The following is an 18,468-nucleotide window of genomic DNA, read 5'->3' as shown; positions in this document are numbered from 1 at the left end:
GGTGTATTGGGCGCACCTGCGCTATGTGGGGCCTGTGTAAAGGCCTGTGCAGCCAGGCGATAATCTGCGCGCGTGCCGCCAGTCGGGCGGCGCAGCAATTCCGGAGGAATTTAGTGACCGTGACCAGAGGATCGTGGCGACGCCGGGGGGCGCTCATAGCGGCCGCGACTGCAGGCGTTGTCAGTGTCGGACTCAGCGCCGTTCCGGCGCAGGCGCACACTCCCAAGGTGAGCACCACCTGCGATTCGGTATCCGTTGAGCTGACCAACTACGGCAACAACACCGACAACACGGTGACTGTCACCGTGGACGGCACCAACAAGATCATCGACGAGCACTTCAAGAACGACTTCAGTGCGACGAAGCCGCTGCCGGCGCACGACAAGGCAGTCTCCGTTCACTTCGTCATCGTGGCGCAGGACGGCGAGCAGTACTCGCTCGACAAGACCGTGACGGTCGAGCCCTGCAAGACCACCCCGCCGTCGACTCCGCCGGCGTCGGAGTCCCCGACCCCGACCCCGTCCGCCACCCCCAGCTCCGAGGCCCCGGCCCCGAGCCAGTCGGCGACCGTGGCACCTTCCTCCGCGGCCCCCGCGCCGAGCAAGTCCTCGGACAACCTGGCCGAGACGGGATCCTCCAGCTCCACGCCGCTCATCGCGGGCACGGCTGCTGTGGTCATCCTGGCCGGTGGCGGCATCGTGTGGGCCACGCGCAAGCGTCGCTCCGCACAGCACTGACGTACGGAACCACCGCAACACTGAGGCGGCCGGCACCCTCGAAGGGGTGCCGGCCGCCTTGGCGTCCGCTGCCGTGCCGAGACGTCAACGTCCCAGCGCGGCACCGCCGTTGACGTGCACGATCTGAGCGGTCGTGTACGCGGCCTCGGGCGAGGCCACATGGAGGATCGCCGCTGCGATCTCGCTCGGCAGTCCCGGCTTGCCCGTCAGTGACTGGGCCACCCGGCTCGCGATGAACTCGGGCGTCGCCCGGTCCCCGAAGAACTCGGTGTCCGCGACGAACCCCGGGGCGATCGCGTTGACGGTGATGCCGTCCTTGCCGAGGCGCTGGGCGAGTTCGAAGGTGTACGTATTGACCACGGCCTTCGATCCTCCGTACGAACCGGGCCCGCGCAGCGCCGCGATCGACGACAGATGGATGATGCGGCCTCCCGGACGGCTGATGTGGGGGAGCAGCCCCTCGGTCAGCAGTACGGCGGTGAGCACATTGGCGGCGAAGTTGGCCCGGTAGCCCTGGGCGATGGACTCCAGGGTGCCGTCGCCGCCCGACGCCACGTTGCCGCCCGCGTTGGTCACCAGGACATCCACCGGACCGCCGTCCGCCGTGATGAACCCGACTGCGGCGCGGACCTGTTCGGGTTCGCTCAGGTCGGCGGTCGTCCAGGTGGCCGTTCCCTCGCCGTGCACGGCGTTGATACCGTCCGCGGCCTTCCGTAGGACTTCTTCACGCCGGCCGATGATGACGACCTGGTCGCCGTCGGCGGCGAAGGCCTCGGCCGCCGCAAGGCCGATCCCCGTACCGCCGCCGGACACCACTACGCGTCGCTGGCTCACGACTCACCCCACTGTCCCGATATGTGAATATCAATCATGTCCTTGCATGGCGACGCTAGGACGGTGGGATGTGCCGAGTCAAGGAAATGGCCTATGCCTTCCGGTAGTCGTACGCCTCCGCGGCCGCCGCCTCGACCGCATCGAGATCCGCTCCGGCGGATGCGGTCACCAGCGCGGCCACCGCGCCCTCCACGAAGGGCGCATCCACCAGCCGGGTGCCGACGGGCAGTTCGTCCCCCTCGGCCAGCAGCGCCTTCACGGTCAGTACGGCACTGCCCAGGTCGACCAGTACGGCGATGCCCGCACCCCGGTCGACCTCCCGCGCCGCCGCGCAGATCAGTTCCGCACTCGTACCGAGACCACCGTCGGGCGTGCCGCCCGCGGCGGCGACCGGTGCGGTGCCGCCCCCACCCGCCAGCCCGACAGCGAGCTCGGCGACGGCGGCGGCGACCGACGCACTGTGCGAGACGAGCACGATCCCGACAGCGTGCTCCGTGCTCACGCGGCCACCTCCGCCAGTGCGCCGATGAGCAGGGCGGCCGAGGTCGCCCCGGGATCCTGGTGCCCGATACTGCGCTCGCCGAGGTAACTGGCCCTGCCCTTACGGGCCTGCAGGGGCACGGTCGCCAGCGCTCCGGCTCCGGCCGCCTCCCGCGCCGCGTGGAAGGACGAGCCGAGCGCGTCGACCGCGGGCAGCAGCGCATCCAGCATGGTCTTGTCCCCGGCCTGCGCGCCGCCGAGCTGGGCCACCGCGCCGACCCCGGTGCCGAGCGCCGAGGCCAGCTCCTGCCGGCTCACCGCCCCCGCGTCGCCCAGTTCCTTGCCGGTGCGCCGCAGGAGCGTTCCGTACAGCGGCCCCGAGGCCCCGCCCACGGTGGAAATCAACTGCCGTCCGGCCAGGGTGAGTACGCCGCCGGGCGTGTCCGGCGTCTCCTTCTCCAGCACAGCACTCACGGCGGCGAATCCACGCTGCAGATTGCTGCCGTGATCGGCGTCGCCGATGGCCGAGTCCAGGTCCGTCAGCCGACCCGCCTCACGGTCGACGGCGGCGGCCATCGCGTACATCCAGCGGCGGAAGAGTGCGGCGTCAAGGGTGTCGGGCACAGAGTCTCCTCGATGAGATGGCGGTGTACGGAAACGGATCAGCAGCCCCAGCGCAGGGCCGCCGTCTGCACCGGCGCGTCCCACAACCGCAGCAGCTCCTCGTCGATCTGACAGAGCGTCACCGAACAGCCCGCCATGTCCAGCGAGGTCACGTAGTTCCCCACCAGCGTACGAGCGACGACCACCCCGCGCTGGGCGAGCACGCGCTGCACCTCCGCGTTGAACCCGTACAGCTCGAGCAGTGGCGTCGACCCCATGCCATTGACCAGGACCAGCACGGGGCCCGTCGGCTGCCGGTCGTCGAGGATCGCGTCCACCGAGAAGTCGGCGATCTCCCGCGAGGTCATCATGGCCCGCCGCTCGCGCCCCGGCTCACCGTGGATGCCGACGCCCAACTCCAGCTGCCCGGACGGCAGATCGAAGGTCGGGCTGCCCTTGGCCGGCGTCGTGCAGGCGCTGAGCGCGACCCCGAAGGACCGGGAGTGGTCGTTGACCCGCTTGGCTATCTCCGCCACGCGCTCCAGCGGCGCACCCTCCTCGGCCGCCGCACCCGCGATCTTCTCCACGAACAACGTCGCCCCGGTCCCGCGCCGCCCCGCCGTGTACAGGCTGTCGGTCACCGCCACGTCGTCGTTGACGACCATCTTGGCGATCCGGATGTCCTCCTCCTCGGCGAGTTCGGCCGCCATGTCGAAGTTGAGGACGTCGCCCGTGTAGTTCTTCACGATGAACAGCACGCCCGCACCGCTGTCCACGGCCGCGGCGGCCCGCACCATCTGATCGGGCACGGGCGAGGTGAACACCTCGCCGGGGCAGGCGGCGTCGAGCATGCCGCGCCCCACGAACGACCCGTGCAGCGGCTCATGTCCACTGCCACCGCCGGAGACCAGGCCGACCTTTCCGGCGACGGGCGACTCCCTCCGTACGATCACACGGTTCTCGACGTCCACATTGAGCCCGGGATGTGCGGCGGCCATGCCACGCAGAGCGTCGGCGACGACCGATTCCGGGACGTTGATGAGCATCCTCATGTGTGCCTCCAGGGGGACTGACAGCGGGGTATTCGACCTGTGTATTGCCTGTTCGGAGTGGAGAGGAAGAGTTCTGGATCTTGGTGCTTCGTGGGGGCTCTCGGCGGGGCCCGGGTCTCAGTATCGGCTGACGCCATTCGCGAGTCACGGGTGGTGGCGGTACGGGTTACGGCGGCGGACTCGGCAGCCTTACGGGACCCGCATGGGCCCAGCCCCTCCGTCACCGTCAGGCAGGCCGGCACAAGACGTCACCGGGAAGGGCCTGACAGGGACGCGGGCGGATCCTCGTCCAGTTCGAGGGTGGCGACGGCTCCGCCGTCAGGCGCGTTGGCGAAAGTCAGTCGGGCGCCCAGTACCGCTGCCTGGCCGAGGGCGATGGTCAGCCCGAGGCCGTGTCCTGTCCCGCGTTCGGCCGCGCCCGTGACGAAGCGCCGGGGGCCGTCGGTGAGCAAGTCGACGGGCAGGCCCGGGCCGTGGTCGCGTACGGCGATCCTGGTTCCGGTGACGGTGACTGTCACGGGAGGTGCGCCGTGGAGATGGGCGTTGGCGACGAGATTGGTGACGATGCGCTCCACCCGGCGCGGATCGGTCCGTACGGTCTGCGCGTTCTCGACGTCGACGCGGGTGGCGTGGCCGCCCCGGCGGACCACGTCGGTGACCAGTTCGCCGAGGGGGACCTCGTCCAGGCGGGCGCTCTCGGCGCCGGCGTCGAGCCGGGAGACCTCCAGGAGATCCTCGGTCAACTTCCGCAGGGTGCGCACACGTTCCCGTACGAGTCCCGCGGCTTCGTCGTCCTCGTCGAGCAGCCCGGCAGCGGTGACCAGACCCATCAAGGGGGTGCGCAGTTCATGAGCGACGTCGGCCGTGAAGCGTTTCTCCGCCTCGATCCGCTGCTGGAGGGAGGCGGCCATCGCGTCCATGGCGGCGGACATCTGACTGATCTCGTCGCGGGCCCGGCCACGGCGGCCGATACGGGCGGCGAGATCGCCGCCGGCGATGTCGCGGGCGGTGCGTGCCCCGCGCCGCAGGCGGCGGTTGATCGGTTCGGTGGCCAGCGCCGACAGGGGGACGACGACAACGAGCGCGGCGAGTACGGACTTCGCGATGCTCCGGTCCAGGAGCTGGAGGCGGCGCACTTCGGAGCTCATGTCCGTACGGACGGCGAGTACGCGGTCCTCCACGGGTACGGCGGCCCACAGCCAGTACCAGTTGGGCGCCTTGACGTCGTACCAGGTGGCGTAGTCGTCGGACCGCTGCCTGTCCGCCAGGGCGCGCGCCAGCGGCTTCGGCACCTCTCCGGGCGACAGCAGCTCGGCCCCCTCCGGCCGCTTGCCCGTGGTCGCCAACTCCTCCTTGGCCTGGGTCAGTTGAGTGGTGACGCGGTCGTGCCCGACGCGCTCCCCGTACTTCGCCGTCGACTGGTGGACGAGCACCCCGATGACCAGGGCGACACCGCAGCAGGCAGCCGCGGTCAGAGCGGCGATCTTCCATCGCAGAGAGCGGAGTGTGGGGAAACCCATGACTGCCGTTTCAGAACTTGAGGAGTTTGTAGCCGAAGCCCCGGACCGTCTCGATGCGGTCGGCCCCGATCTTCTTGCGCAGCCTCACGACACACAGATCGACGACGCGGGTGTCGCCCTCCCAGCCGTAGTCCCAGACCTCGCGCAGCAGAAACTGGCGGTTCAGGACGATGCCGGGATGTTCGGCGAACACGAGGAGCAGACGCAGCTCAGTGGGTGTGAGCGGGACGAGCTCGCCCGCCCTGCGGACGTCCAGGCCCAGGAGGTCGACGGTCAGGTCACCGAAGACAAGGAGGTCGGGCGGCTCCGCCTCCGTGGCGGCAGCGGGCACCCCGGGGTTCGACGCGGCCTCCGCGGCAACACCCGAGGGCACTGCTGCGCGCCGCAGCAGCGACCGGATGCGGGCGACCAGGACGCCGATGTCGACGGGCTTCACCACATAGTCGTCGGCACCGGCCTCCAGCCCGGACACGATGGCGAGGGCGTCACCGCGAGCGGACATCAACAGCACGGGTACGAGGCTCTCCTCGCGGATACGCCGGCACAGCCCGATCCCGTCCAGTCCCGGAAGCATCACATCCAGGATCAGTAGCTCGTGCTTTCCGGCCCGGAACGCGTCGAGACCGTCGAGCCCGTCGCCTGCGACCGACACCTCGTATCCGTACCGCTCCAGGGCGAGCTGGACGGAGCGGCGGATCACGGCGTCGTCCTCGACGACCAGCACCTTGACTGCGCTCGCTGTCGACACGACCTCACCTCTGTTCGGGCAGCAGTTTGAATATGGGTTGGATTGTACTGATACGCCGAGCGGTGCCGGCCGTCTCACAGACGCAGCGAGGCGGCGACCGGCAGATGATCGCTGCCGGTGGCGGGCAGCGTCCATGAGGAGACCGGTGTCACGCCCCTGACCAGGATGTTGTCGATGCGTACGGTGGGGAACGCGGCCGGCCAGGTGAACCCGAATCCGGCTCCCGCCTCCGCCTGCGCCGAGCGCAGCTGTCCGGTCAGCGGCTCCAGCGCCGAGTCGTCGACCGACCCGTTGAGATCGCCCGCCACGACGACCCTCGGGAGCGGCTCCGCCCGCACGGCCTCGGCCAGTTTCCTTGCCGCCTCATTGCGATTCGCCGTGGTGAAACCGGAGTCCAGGACGACGCGTACCGAAGCCAGATGCGCCGCGTACAGCGCGACGGGCCCCTTCGCGGTGACGACCGTGGCGCGCACCGCGCGTGTCCACGGCATGATGTCCACCGGCTCCACGCCCTTCAGCGGCCGTTTGCTCCACAGGCCGATGCCGCCGAGTTCCGCGGAGTACGGGTAGACGGGGTCCAGTTCGCGTTCGTACGGCGCCCGGTGTTCGCTGGGCAGTTCCTCCAGCGCCAGCACGTCGGCTCCCGATGCGGCCAGCGCCCGCGCGGTCCGTCCCGGATCGGAGTTTCCTTCGCTGACGTTGTGGCTGACCACGGTCAGGTCCCCGCCGGGCGAGCGTTTGTCGGTGAGCGTGCCCGCGAAGAGAGAGCACCAGACCAGAACCGGGGCGAGGGTGGCGACGGCGGCGAGCGGCGAACGCCTGATCCCTGCGAGCGCCAGCAGCGCCACTGCACTCAGCCCCGTCCAGGGCAGCAAGGTCTGGAACAGGCTTCCCGCATTGCCGAAGACGTTCGGGATCCAGGAGTTCAGGGCCATGACCAGCGCGCAGATCAATGCCGCTGCGGCGATCAGCCGGCCTCGCCGCCACCTGCCAAGAACCGGCGGGACGAGCGGCCCGGCATCCGCGGCAGTCTCCGGAGTCGTGTCCATCGTCATATCCGGCCGCCGCCCTGCGCGGCGAGTGCGGCGGGCAGCTTGCGCTGCAGTGCGTCGAGGATCCGGCCGCTGCTCTCCACGGCTGCCGCTTTCCCCTCGGCGGGCGGCGAACCCGTGCGCTGGCCGAGAACGACGCCGTACACAAGCCGGCTCTTCGCACCGTCCACGATTTCGGCCGCCCACACCAGATTGCCGCCCGCCGGGGTGCTCGAGCCGGTCTTCAGGCCGATCACTCCCGCGCGGTCGAGCAGCGTATTGGTGTTCATCACCGGCGTGGCACGGCCGGGGAGCGTGGTGCTGCGCAGGGCCACCGTTGTCCGCAGCGCCGGATCCTTCATCGCCTCGCGTGCCAGCTTGAGCTGATCGGTGGCGGTGGAGCGGGTGGTGGACTCGATACCGCTGGCACCGGTGTACGTGGTGTCCTTCATCCCCAGCCCGGCTGCCTCGTCGTTCATCCTGGCCACGAACTTCTCCTGGCTGCCGGCGTCCCAACGGGCCAGCAGGCGTGCGACGTTGTTCGCGGAGGGGAGCAGCATCAGTTCGAGAAGCTTGCGCTGGGAGAGCTGTTCGCCTTCGGTGACCGGCGCGGTGGACTCGCTGAGTGAGAGTGCCTCGGCCGCGGCCTGGCCGTCGACCGTGATCAAGGGCCCGTCCGCACCGTCCTTGAGCGGATGGTCTTTGAGGATCACGTAGGCGGTCATCACCTTGGTGACGCTCGCGATCGGCACCGGCCGCTGCGTGCCCGGGATGTCGAGCGCGCCGAGGCTGTCCACCGCGATGGCTGTCTGGCCCTCGCGTGGCAGGGGCAGCTCCAGCGTGGCCGTAATGGCCTCGATGACGCGCTCGCGTTCCTTCGCTGCGGCACCATCGGGTACGAGCGCCGATCCACAGCCGGTGGCGGTGGACAGAAGAGCCGCGGCCAGGCCGCAGAGCATGAATCGCCGTGTCAGCTGGGGTCTCGCGGCGGGAACGGAATCATTCGCGGCGTTGAACACAGCAGGGGCCTCCTTGAGCCGGGGAGATGCACGCCGGGAGAACCGGGTACGTCCACACCCTCCAAGGGGCCCGCTTCCGGCAGGTCAGGGCCGGACTTCCGCCTCCGCGCGACTGTGCTGCAACTGTGTATCAACGCGCCTCCCACGGAGCGCCGCGAGCGCCGGAGGCGGAAAGTCGAGGAGGCCGACCCGCCACGGCACATCACGTGAGACACCGGCTCAGGGGTCCGCAGTCATTCAGCGACGTGCGAGCAGTACTCCGCCGAGCTTGCGCGCGGCCGATGTGAGCGTGGGGTGGACCTCGACGGTGAAGCCGGCCTCTTCGAGCCAGGCAGCCACTTGACTCGGCCGGCGACGACGGACGTAGGACTCAGGCCAGCTCTGGCCGTCCTCCTGCGGCTTGGGCGGTGAGGCGTCGCCGACGTGAAAGCCCACCAGCAGCAGACCGTCGGGCCGCAGCACCCGACGGAAGCCGGCCAGGACCGCGCCGATCGCGTCATCGGGGACGTGAATGATCGAGTACCAGGCGATCAGTGCGGCCAACGTGCTGTCCGGCAGGTCGAGTTGAGTCATCGACCCGACTTCGAACCGCAGACCGGGATGCTCACGCCGCGCCACCTCGATCATCCGGGGCGAAAGATCGATGCCGAAGGCGTTCACGCCGAGGTCCCTCAGGTGGGCGGTGATCCTCCCGGGCCCGCACCCGACGTCCGCGACCGGCCCGCCGCCGCGCGCCCGCACCCGCTCGGCGAACAGGGCCATGACGTCCTGCTCGGCCGGCAGTTCGGCCAGGAGGTTTCGCACCTCGTCCGCGTAGCTGGTGGCGTCGGCATCGTAGGACGCCCGGGTGTCCGTCAACCACCGCTCAGGCTCTGGGCCTTTTCGTCCGGTGCTCACACCCGCAGGTTAGCCGGGATCGCGGAGCCGGGGGGCCGCGATATCCAGGCGCTGTCCCATACGGAGGGAGAACGTGCCTGCGCGCCATCTACTGCAGTCGGGTCGGCTCGAAATCGCACCACCTTGACCATGACGGCGTACGAGAGCGGGGCCTCGGCCGGTCCGAAGGCGTGACCGCGGCGCAGGGCTCAGATGTCGGCAGATCGCGCGGCTGTCAGCCGTGCGACGGCCTCGTTGATCTCTTGCCGTGCGGGGTCGGGGAGTTGTTCGCCGTTGACCGTGCCGAGGAGGTTCTGGGCGAGGTGGTGGAGTTTGGTGTTGGTGCGTTGGGAGACCTCCACCAGGACGCTCCAGGCGTCTTCGGGGGTGAGGTTGAAGGATGCGATGAGCAGGCCCCGGGCCATGTCGATGACGGGGCGGGTCTGCATGGCCCGGCGGAGCTGTACGACCTCGGTCCGCAGTTCCTGGTCGATGCTGTCCTCGGGGGAGGTGAACAGCGGAAGGGTGTGGGTGAGGCCGAGCAGTCGGGTCATGGCAGTGCTGGTGGTGGACACCGTGACGGTCTTGCCCTGCTTCAGGGCGAGTTGGCGTATCCGCAGCAGTGTGTTGAGTCCCGAGCAGTCGCAGAATCCCACCTGGCCGAGGTCGAGATCGATGCCGGTGCGGGACTGGCGCAGTGCCGTGTTCAACGTCCTGTGCAGGGAGTGGTCGGTCTCGATGTCGAGTTCACCGATCACCACGACATGCATGCGGTCGCCGCGACGGTCGGCCGTCGCCGTCACGCACCGGCCGCTCGCAGAGCATGCAGACGAAGCACTTTTCAGCATGACAGCCGCTCCCCAGGCCCGTCTGTCGTCAGGTTCCTTCAGATTCCCGCCCTGAGGGCTGACACGTCAAGAGATACACGAAACTTATTTCACCCTTTGATATGCGTGAACAGTCCGTCGTACCCTGGTGCGATGGGAGCTGTACCTGAATCACATACCGGCTGGACGTTCTTGACCAACCACGCCCGCGTACTCGCGGTGATCGCCGAGGATCCGTCCAGTCGCATCCGCGACATCGCGGCGCACTGCATGCTCACCGAGCGGGCGGTCCAGAAGATCATTTCCGACCTGGAGCAGGACGGCTATCTCTCCCACACGCGCCAGGGGCGATCCAACAGCTACAGCATCCAGCCCGGCACCCCGCTGAGGCACCCTGCCGAGGCCGGTGTGACCGTGGCGACGCTTTTGACGGTACTGGCCCGCCATGACGCGGAGCGCGCAACTCCGCACCCGGAATCGTGACCTGATCTGACCTGGCCGTCAGGAGCGGGGCCGGGCCGCCGGACCGGGACTGGCGCGGACCTCGGTGGGGGACAGGCCGGTGTGCCCCTGCTCGCACTCGACCGACACCCGCACCTGCGCTCCGCAGGGGTCGTGCCGAAGGTCGAGCACAGGCCCCTCCGCGTCGTCGCCGGTGTACGTCTCGCCCCACTGCTTGAGCGCCACCAGTACGGGCCACAGATCCCAGCCTTTGCGGGTGAGCCGGTACTCGTTACGGGAGCGTCTGCCGGGCTCCTGATACGGCACGGCCCTCAGGACTCCGGCCTCGGTCAGCTTCCTGAGCCGGTCGCTGAGGACCGCCTCCGACAGGCCGATGTGGCGGCGGAACTCGTCGAAGCGGCGGACTCCGTTGCTCGCGTCGCGCAGGATGAGCAGCGTCCACTTCTCCCCGACCAGGTCGAGCGTGAGCTGGACCGGGCAGTTCTCCGTACTCATCTCAAGCCACTCCATCCCGGCATCGTAGAACCCTGGCTCTGCAATTGACAGTCAGGTGACGCCGGGCTAGCTTCGCCATTCGAAGTCAGATCGGGAGGAGCGGGGCCGTGGCACGAACACGCACGTACGAGTGGGAGGACCCCGCGCTCACGGCAGCGGCCGTCGGGCAGTCCTCCGGTCTGGACTTCCTGCGCGAACTGCAGGCGGGCCGCCTGCCGGGAGCTCCCGTGGGCGCGACCGTGGGCTTCGCGCTCGACGAGGTCGAGAAGGGGCGCGTGGTGTTCTCGCTGGTGCCGGGGGAGGAGCACTACAACCCCATCGGCAGCGTGCACGGCGGCATCTACGCCACACTGCTGGACTCGGCCGCCGGCTGCGCCGTTCAGTCGACCCTGCCGCCGGGCATGGCGTACACCTCGCTCGATCTGACCGTGAAGTTCCTGCGCAGGGTCACCGTGGACACGGGCAGGGTCCGCGCCATCGGCACAGTGATCAGCGGTGGGCGTCAAACCGCCCTTGCGCAGGCGCAGTTGGTCGATGCCACGGACCGGGTGCTTGCTCACGCGACCAGTACCTGCATGCTCTTCCCGCTGCCGACCGGGTGACGCCCCAAGGGGTTTCAGGCGGGTAGGCCGGCCAGCCAGTCGGTCAGCAGCCGATTGATCTCCGCAGGGCGCTCCTGCTGGATCCAGTGGCCGCAGCCCTCGATGATCTCGGAGGAAACCAGGCCCGGCAGGGTCGTGGGGAAAGCCCGGATCGCATCGGCCATCCAGGTGGTGGAGGCGTCCAGGCTGCCGCCCGCGAACAGCGACGGCTGGGTGAGGGGTGCGCCGTCGAGGTCCGCGAGGTCCTCCCAGTCCCGGTCCATGTTCCGGTAGCGGTTGAGCGCCCCGCTCATCCCGGCCCGCTCGAACTCCCCGGCGTAGACGTCCAGATCGTGCTCGCCGAGCCAGCCGGGGAGCCGGCCGGTGGGGAAGCGGTCGCGGAGCCTGCCGCCCCGGTCGGCGAAGTGGGGGTCCGGCGCGTCGGGGGCGGGCATGGTGTCGGCGGACAGGGCGGCGTAGAAACCGGCGAGCCAGCCGCGTACGTCGGGCTCGATCTCGGACTCGGCCCGGCCCGGCTCCTGGAAGCGGGAGACGTAGAACTCCTCGTCCCCGCCCAGCTGTGCGAAGACGGTGCTGGGCCGCGGCCCGCCGCGCGGGGCGTAAGGGACGCTGAGCATCCCCACCGCGCGGAAGACATCCGGCCTGAGCAGGGCCGAGTTGGCGGCGATGGCCGACCCCCAGTCGTGGCCGACGATCACGGCGGACTCCTCGCCCAGCGCGTGCACCACCGCGGCGTTGTCCGCCACCAGCTCCAGCATCCGGTACGCCTCCGTGCCGCCGGGCTTGGAGGAGCGGCCGTAGCCCCGGACGTCGATGGCGGCCGCGCGGTATCCGGCTGCGGCCAGGGCCGGGAGCTGGTGGCGCCAGGAGTACCAGGATTCCGGGAAGCCGTGCACGAGCAGCACCAGCGGTCCGGCGCCCTGCTCCACCACATGGATACGGCCTGCGGGTGAGGGGAGCATCCGTCGCGTGGTGTCCGTGGGCTGCTTCACCATGATTCCTTCCAGGGGCTTTCGTCCGCCGTGCGGCGGGTCCGACACCCGATCATGTGAGCAGCCGCGTGGGTGCGGCGAGTTCTGTTGCCGCTTCGGCAAAGGGGCCCGGGCCGGGCAATTGGCCGACCAGGGGTCGATTCGGGCCGGCGTAAAACGGGTGTCGCGGAGGATATCCCTCCGCCTCTTGCCCTGAGATGCGACACCCATGAATACTGCCCCGCACCGACCAGTCGGTATGCCAAATCATTGGAGCCCCGCGGGCCCAACAGGCCGACCATCCACAAGGATTGATGTGCAGACACCTCACAGAAGACCGATCCTCATCGCACTGGCCGCCACCGCGGCCGTCGCGGTGACCACGGCAGCCATGGTTCCGGCCACCGCCGGAAACGCGACTGCGAAAGCCCCTTCCGCCAAGAAGCAAACCGCCACGCATCGGGTTCAGTTGATCACCGGAGACGTGGCCGAGGTGACCGACGGGCGCGTCAGCGGATTCGACCCCGCGCCGGGCCGCGAGAACATGCCCGTGCATGTGGAGAGCGACGGCAAGCACTCTCTCGTCGTCCCGCTCGACGCCCAGCGACTGATATCCGACGGCAAGCTCGACCGCCGGCTCTTCGACGTGTCCCTCCTCGACTCGGCCGCATCCCGTACCGCGTACAAGAACGGACTGCGCGTCATCGTCGGCTACACCGGCGCCGCATCCGACGCCCGCGCCCGGCTGCGCGACACCGGGTCCACCAAGGTGCGCCACTCGCTCAAGTCTCTCAATGCCGAGGCGGTGAGCGCGCCGTCGGCCGATCTCCCCGCGCTGTGGAAGACACTCACGCGCTCGGACAACGATGTCACGGTCACCGCCGCGCCGGGTGTCGCCCACATCTGGCTGGATGCCACCGTCAAGGCCCAGCTCGACGTCAGCGTCCCCCAGATCGGCGTGCCCAAGGTCTGGGCGGCGGGATACGACGGCAAGGGCGTCAAGGTCGCCGTCGTCGACACCGGTGTCTACGCCGACCACCCCGACCTGGCCGGCAAGGTCATCGCCGCGAAGAACTTCTCCACATCGCCGGACAACGTGGACCACCAGGGGCACGGCACCCACGTGGCCTCCACGATCGCCGGGTCCGGCGCGAAGTCGGGCGGCAAGTACAAGGGTGTCGCACCAGGGGCGAGCATCATCGCGGCGAAGGTCCTCGACGACACCGGAAGCGGTGACGAGTCCGACATCATCAGCGGCATCGACTGGGCCGTCGAACAGGGCGCCGATGTCGTCAACATGAGCCTGGGCGGCCCGGACACCGCCGACACCGACCCGCTGGAAGCGACGGTCGACCACTACAGCGAGACCGACGGCGTCCTCTTCGCCATCGCAGCGGGCAACGAGGGCCCCGGCGCGAGCACCGTCGGCTCCCCGGGGTCCGCGCAGAGCGCGCTCACCGTCGGCGCCGTCGACAGCGGCGACAAGATGGCCGACTTCTCCAGCCGCGGCCCGCGCATCGGCGACGGAGCGATCAAGCCCGACGTGACCGCACCCGGCGTCGACATCACCGCCGCATCCTCCCCGGGCAGTGTCATTGCCGGTGAGGTCGGCGAGAACCCCGAGGGCTACGTCACGATCTCCGGCACCTCCATGGCGACGCCCCATGTCGCGGGCTCTGCCGCCCTGTTGAAGCAGCAGCACCCGGACTGGAAGGCCGCCCAGCTCAAGGGTGTGCTGACCGCCTCCACGAAGGACACCGGGTTCGCGGCGTACGACCAGGGCTCCGGCCGCATCCAGGCCGACCACGCCATGGACGCGACCGTGTACGCCGAGCAGACCTCGCTGAACTTCGGCAAGGCCGCCTGGCCGCACGACGACGACCAGCCGGTCACCCGCACGCTGGCCTACCGCAACACGGGAACCTCCGATGTCGCCCTCGATCTGACGGCGACGGGTACGGGGCCGGACGCGAAGTCCGCTCCCGAGGGCATGTTCACCGTCAGCCCGGCGAAGGTCACCGTGCCCGCCGGAAAGACGGCCGAGGTCACCGTCACCGCCGACACCAAGGTCGAGGCGGCCAACGGACAGTACAGCGGCGCCGTCGTCGCCGCCGGCGTGGGCCAGAGTGTGCGCACGGCCTTCGCGGTCGAGCGCGAAGTGGCCTCGTACGAGGTCAAGTTGGCGCACCTGGGGCGTGACGGCAAGCCCGCCGCGCACTTCCAGACGTACCTCAAGGGCCTGACCGGCGACGCCGCGGGCCAGGAGTTCGCGTTCGACGAGAAGAGCGCGTCCACCTCCGTGCGCCTGCCGATCGGCGAGTACAACGTGCAGGGTGTCGTCCTCGCCGACCGTGCCGACTCGACGAAGGGCACCGACTGGATCGCCCAGCCGAAGCTCGTCGTGGACAAGGACCAGACGGTCACCCTGGACGCCCGCACCGCCAAGCCGGTGGACATCACGGTTCCCGACCGCGACGCGAAGGCCAAGCAGGCGTTCATGGTCTACGCGGTCAAGAAGGGCTACACGAGCTACCAGTTCGGCTGGCAGCTGACCTCGTACGAGAACTTCCGCGCCGCGCACCTCGGTCCGCAGATCACCGACGGCTCGCTCCAGCAGCTGTGGGACGCCGACTTCCTCGTGGGCGCCCACGCCCAGTACTCGCTGGTTTACGGCGGCCCGGTCCAGCACCTGGCCACGGGCTACTCCCGGCACGAGTCGCGCCGCGGGCTGGCGAAGGTCAACGTCGGTCTGGGCGAGGGCATCGAGGGCAAGGACGCGTGGTTCGCGCCGATCCCCTCCCTGAAGGGATCGCTCCTCGGCTACGCCTCGGGCCGGACCCTGCCCGCGCCGGACAAGCAGACGCTGTACGTGTCCACGTCCGACGAGGCGCAGTGGAGCATCTACACGGAGCAGCTCGGTGACATCCTGCCCAACGGCTGGCAGGTCACCGACTCCCGGAACCGGGTGAGCTTCGCGACGTACGAGGCGGGCCGCACGTACACCGAGACCTTCAACACGGGAGTCGCCGGACCCACGCTCGACCCGGGGGCGTACCAGAGCATGTCGCGTTCGGGGAACACGATCTACATGTTCACCAGCGTCTTCAGCGACGGGCAGGGGCACCCGGGCGACGTCAGCACGAAGACGGCCCGCACCAGCCTCGCGCAGGACGGCAAGGTGATCGCGGAGAACGACGGCACGATCGACATCCAGTCCTTCCCCGTGCAGGCCGAGGACCACGAGTACACCCTCAGCTCCACGGTCACGCGCGATCCGAAGACCACCCTGGTCGGCACCCGGATCGACACGAGCTGGACCTTCCGCTCCAAGGAGGGCGACAAGAAACTGCCCGCCTCGGTGGTCCGCTTCCACCCCGCCCTCGACCTCCAGTCGCGGGCCAAGGCCGGCCACAAGATCAGCATGCCGGTGGAGGTGCAGGGCGCGGCGACGGGGGACAATCTCAAGTCCCTTACCGTCGAAGCCTCTTATGACAACGGCGTGACCTGGCAGAAGCTGAGCCTGAAGCACGGCAAGGTGTCGCTGCGCGTCCCCGCCCAGGGCAAGAGCGTCGCGCTGCGCGCCGAGGTCGTCGACCAGCAGGGCACCATTTCCACGGTGGCCGTATACGACGCGTTCCTCGGACGCTGAGGCACTGAGCGGCCCGACCGGGCCGCGGGCATGACCGCCGACACCACTGTGTACCGTCGGCGGTCATGCCCGCGCTTTTCCCCAGCCCCTGGAGTGCACGTTGAGGACGCCGTTCCGTTCTCGTATGACCGCCCGCATAGCGCGCGCCTTCCTGTCCAGGATCCAGCAGCGCGGGCTGGGACCGGCCACCATCAGGCTGCTGCCCGCGGACCTGCTGATGCTGATGCGCCGCGACGGCATGGACCCCGTGGAGCGGCTCGCCAAGGTGCAGGCCAGGACCCCGGTGTCCAAGGTGACGCTGCCCTTCGGCATGGACGCCTGGATCGTCACCGGCTACGAGGAGACGAAGGCCGTCCTCGGCGAGGCCGAAGCCTTCAGCACCGACTTCGCCCGCCTCGCCGTCAACGCCGGGGTGGAGGCGGAACAGACGCCCGGCGGGCTGGGGTTCAGCGATCCTCCCGTACACACCAGGCTGCGTCGCATCCTCACCCCCGAGTTCACGATGCGCCGGCTGCGGCGCCTGGGCCCCCGGATCGACGCCATCGTGGAAGAGCGCCTGGATGCGATGGAGGCCCGGCAGGGGCCCGTCGACCTGGTGCAGGAGTTCGCGCTGCCGATCCCCTCCCTGACCATCTGCGAACTGCTCGGCGTGCCCTACGAGGACCGCCACGACTTCCAGCAGCTGGCCATGGACCGCTTCGACATCGCCGCCGGATCGACCGCGCCCTTCGGTGCGATGTCGGCCTCGCTCGCCTACTTCCGCGACATCGTCAAGAAGCAGCGCGCCGATCCGGGCGACGGGCTGCTCGGCATGATCGTGCGCGAGCACGGTGACAGCGTCGACGACGAGGAGCTCGCGGGTCTCGCGGACGGCGTCCTCACCGGCGGATTCGAGACCACCGCGAGCACCCTCGCGCTCGGCTCGCTCGTCCTGCTGCAGGACGAGGGCCTCGCCGGGCGAATACGGACCGAGGAGGCGATGACCGGACCGTTTGTCGAGGAGGTGCTGCGCTACCTCACCGCCGTCCAGATCGCCTTCCCCCGTTTCGCCCGCCGGGACATCGAGATCGCCGGACAGACCATCCCCGAGGGCGACATGGTCCTGTGCTCACTGAGCGGCGCCAACCGCGATCCCGCGTACACGGCGGACAGCGGCCGCTTCGACCCGCATCGCGACACCGGCGGACACCTGGCGTTCGGCTACGGAATCCACCGCTGCATCGGCGCCGAGCTGGCCCGCATGGAACTGCGCGCCGCCTACCCGGCCCTGCTGCGCAGATTCCCCCACATGCGTCTCGCGACCCCGCCCCAGGACCTCAACTTCCGCAAGCTGTCGATCGTGTACGGCATCGAGTCGCTGCCGGTGCACCTGCGCCGAAGCTGAACCGGCAGAGACTCGGATGCGCGGATCAGCCGGTTCCGCGCGGCAGGGCCAGTGCCTGGATCTCGGGGAGCGCGGTCCAGTCGTTTGAGGCGACCGTGGCGTGCGCGGCGGCCAGCCGGGCCACGCGCGCCCGGGCGTCCGCCGGTGAGGGGTTGGCCGGGTCCAGGGCCGGGGCGACGTTCTGGGCGTCCGTCATCACCAGCAGGTAGTGGCGGGTGTCGTACCAGGCGGTGTCGATCGTGCCGTTGAGGTAGGTGGCCGCATCCCCGTCGAAGACCACGAACCATGGGCGCAGGGAGGTGTCCGCATAGCGCGTACGGGGATCACCCGCGCTCGCCGTGTGGACTGCCGGGAAGATCTGGGCGCTGTCCAGTGTGCCGGCGGACTGCAGGTCGCGGAGGTGGCGCGCGTACTCCGTGTCCGTCCACAGCGAGTCGGTCGGGTTGCTCTCCTCGACCGTGCCGGGGATGACCTCCAGGATCACCTTTCCGGCCAACTGGGCCCGGGTGGGCCAGTTCCCGGCGGTCGCCGCCTCGTCGAGCGTGGCGTACCGGCCGCCGCCGGGGCGGTTCAGCAGGTCCGCGGGGCGGAAGACCGTGCTGCCGAGGTGGGCGGCGACGGCCTTGTCCAGCTGGGCCGGGCCGAGTCCGTAGGTGGACTGGAAGCCCGCCTTCATCTCCAGCTTGATCATCAGCGGCGGGTGCCCGGGGTGGGCCGAGAGCCAGACGCGTACGTCGTCCAGGCAGCTCTCCAGGTTCTTGTTCGCGCCGCCCGAGTAGAGCTGATCCGGGGTGGAGGCGTTGACGCAATTGTTGCTGTTGCCCAGGGGGTTGGAGTGGCTGACCTTCCACTCCTTGGTGATGAAGTCGTCCCACACGTCCAGCTCGATCATCGAGGTGCCGGTGTCCAGGGCCCGGGCCAGATAGGGGAACGCGGCCGGGTCGTAGGTGTTGTGCAGGCCCGACGTCGTCGCACCGGAGAGCGGCAGGTCCTGGGGGCCCGACGCGGCGGCCGTACCTGAGGCGCCCGCGGTGAGTCCGAGGGGGACGAGCGCCGCGACCGCTGTGGCGACGAGTGCCGTACGCAGCCGGGGGAGACGGAGTCTGGGGTGTGAAGGGGACATCGGTCCTCCTGGGTGTGGGGGATGGTTTCGCGTCCGGACCCTGGCAGATCCGAGT

At 69.5% G+C, this 18,468-nt stretch carries 18 protein-coding genes; 5 read left to right on the top strand and 13 right to left on the bottom strand.

The window, feature by feature from the left end:
* Window positions 1-227: 227 nt before the first annotated feature.
* Window positions 228-737 (top strand): LAETG motif-containing sortase-dependent surface protein, encoded by a 510-nt coding sequence (locus AB0H78_RS30690; RefSeq protein WP_363237925.1) that lies wholly within the window; start codon window positions 228-230, stop codon window positions 735-737.
* An 84-nt stretch (window positions 738-821) separates the two neighbouring features.
* On the opposite strand, the gene AB0H78_RS30685 is transcribed toward AB0H78_RS30690, so the two are convergent.
* The 10 genes from AB0H78_RS30685 to AB0H78_RS30640 all read right to left on the bottom strand — a co-directional run bounded on the left by AB0H78_RS30685 (window position 822) and on the right by AB0H78_RS30640 (window position 9,703).
* Window positions 822-1,571, bottom strand: coding sequence for an SDR family oxidoreductase (locus AB0H78_RS30685; protein ID WP_363237924.1), 750 nt, complete (start codon window positions 1,569-1,571; stop codon window positions 822-824).
* A 91-nt stretch (window positions 1,572-1,662) separates the two neighbouring features.
* Window positions 1,663-2,073, bottom strand: a complete 411-nt coding sequence (locus AB0H78_RS30680; RefSeq protein WP_363237923.1) for a PTS fructose transporter subunit IIA — start codon at window positions 2,071-2,073, stop codon at window positions 1,663-1,665.
* A complete protein-coding gene (gene dhaL / locus AB0H78_RS30675) occupies window positions 2,070-2,636 on the bottom strand; it encodes a dihydroxyacetone kinase subunit DhaL (RefSeq protein WP_363237976.1) in 567 nt (188 codons plus the stop codon). The genes AB0H78_RS30680 and dhaL overlap by 4 nt, the downstream gene beginning before the upstream one ends.
* A gap of 77 nt (window positions 2,637-2,713) precedes the next feature.
* Window positions 2,714-3,706, bottom strand: coding sequence for a dihydroxyacetone kinase subunit DhaK (dhaK, locus tag AB0H78_RS30670; protein WP_363237922.1), 993 nt, complete (start codon window positions 3,704-3,706; stop codon window positions 2,714-2,716).
* A 248-nt stretch (window positions 3,707-3,954) separates the two neighbouring features.
* Window positions 3,955-5,226 carry a HAMP domain-containing sensor histidine kinase gene (locus AB0H78_RS30665; RefSeq protein WP_363237921.1) on the bottom strand — a complete coding sequence of 424 codons (1,272 nt, stop codon included), beginning with the start codon at window positions 5,224-5,226 and terminating at the stop codon, window positions 3,955-3,957.
* 10 nt (window positions 5,227-5,236) lie between these two features.
* Window positions 5,237-5,974, bottom strand: coding sequence for a two-component system response regulator CseB (gene cseB / locus AB0H78_RS30660; protein WP_363237920.1), 738 nt, complete (start codon window positions 5,972-5,974; stop codon window positions 5,237-5,239).
* Between the two features lie 74 nt (window positions 5,975-6,048).
* Entirely contained in the window at window positions 6,049-7,023 is a 975-nt protein-coding gene (locus tag AB0H78_RS30655; protein WP_363237919.1) for an endonuclease/exonuclease/phosphatase family protein, read from the bottom strand.
* A gap of 2 nt (window positions 7,024-7,025) precedes the next feature.
* A complete protein-coding gene (locus tag AB0H78_RS30650) occupies window positions 7,026-7,964 on the bottom strand; it encodes a D-alanyl-D-alanine carboxypeptidase (RefSeq protein WP_363237918.1) in 939 nt (312 codons plus the stop codon).
* Between the two features lie 297 nt (window positions 7,965-8,261).
* Entirely contained in the window at window positions 8,262-8,921 is a 660-nt protein-coding gene (locus AB0H78_RS30645; protein WP_363237917.1) for a class I SAM-dependent methyltransferase, read from the bottom strand.
* Window positions 8,922-9,109: 188 nt separating this feature from the next.
* On the bottom strand, window positions 9,110-9,703 hold the full coding sequence (locus AB0H78_RS30640; protein ID WP_363237916.1) for an ANTAR domain-containing protein: 594 nt from the start codon (window positions 9,701-9,703) through the stop codon (window positions 9,110-9,112).
* Between the two features lie 177 nt (window positions 9,704-9,880).
* Between AB0H78_RS30640 and AB0H78_RS30635 the strand changes: the two genes are divergently transcribed.
* The gene (locus AB0H78_RS30635; RefSeq protein ID WP_363237915.1) at window positions 9,881-10,210 is read left to right on the top strand and encodes a helix-turn-helix domain-containing protein; all 330 of its coding nucleotides are present in this window, start codon (window positions 9,881-9,883) and stop codon (window positions 10,208-10,210) included.
* Window positions 10,211-10,228: 18 nt separating this feature from the next.
* On the opposite strand, the gene AB0H78_RS30630 is transcribed toward AB0H78_RS30635, so the two are convergent.
* Complete coding sequence (locus AB0H78_RS30630; protein WP_363237914.1) at window positions 10,229-10,699, bottom strand: helix-turn-helix domain-containing protein; 471 nt, start codon at window positions 10,697-10,699, stop codon at window positions 10,229-10,231.
* A gap of 92 nt (window positions 10,700-10,791) precedes the next feature.
* Here AB0H78_RS30630 and AB0H78_RS30625 point away from each other — a divergent pair, with 92 nt between their 5' ends.
* Window positions 10,792-11,286, top strand: a complete 495-nt coding sequence (locus tag AB0H78_RS30625; RefSeq protein WP_363237913.1) for a PaaI family thioesterase — start codon at window positions 10,792-10,794, stop codon at window positions 11,284-11,286.
* Between the two features lie 14 nt (window positions 11,287-11,300).
* Here AB0H78_RS30625 and AB0H78_RS30620 read toward each other — a convergent pair whose 3' ends face one another.
* Window positions 11,301-12,281, bottom strand: coding sequence for an alpha/beta hydrolase (locus tag AB0H78_RS30620; RefSeq protein WP_363237912.1), 981 nt, complete (start codon window positions 12,279-12,281; stop codon window positions 11,301-11,303).
* Between the two features lie 292 nt (window positions 12,282-12,573).
* Between AB0H78_RS30620 and AB0H78_RS30615 the strand changes: the two genes are divergently transcribed.
* On the top strand, window positions 12,574-15,906 hold the full coding sequence (locus AB0H78_RS30615) for a S8 family serine peptidase (protein WP_363237911.1): 3,333 nt from the start codon (window positions 12,574-12,576) through the stop codon (window positions 15,904-15,906).
* 124 nt (window positions 15,907-16,030) lie between these two features.
* Window positions 16,031-17,290, top strand: a complete 1,260-nt coding sequence (locus tag AB0H78_RS30610; protein WP_363237910.1) for a cytochrome P450 — start codon at window positions 16,031-16,033, stop codon at window positions 17,288-17,290.
* A gap of 25 nt (window positions 17,291-17,315) precedes the next feature.
* Here AB0H78_RS30610 and AB0H78_RS30605 read toward each other — a convergent pair whose 3' ends face one another.
* A complete protein-coding gene (locus tag AB0H78_RS30605) occupies window positions 17,316-18,413 on the bottom strand; it encodes a phosphatidylinositol-specific phospholipase C domain-containing protein (RefSeq protein ID WP_363237909.1) in 1,098 nt (365 codons plus the stop codon).
* Window positions 18,414-18,468 lie beyond the last annotated feature (55 nt).

Source organism: Streptomyces sp. NPDC050738, assembly GCF_040654175.1.
In the GTDB taxonomy this organism is placed as follows: domain Bacteria; phylum Actinomycetota; class Actinomycetes; order Streptomycetales; family Streptomycetaceae; genus Streptomyces.
The sequence above is the reverse complement of the archived record's forward strand: the minus strand, read 5'-3'. Positions and strand labels throughout refer to the sequence as shown.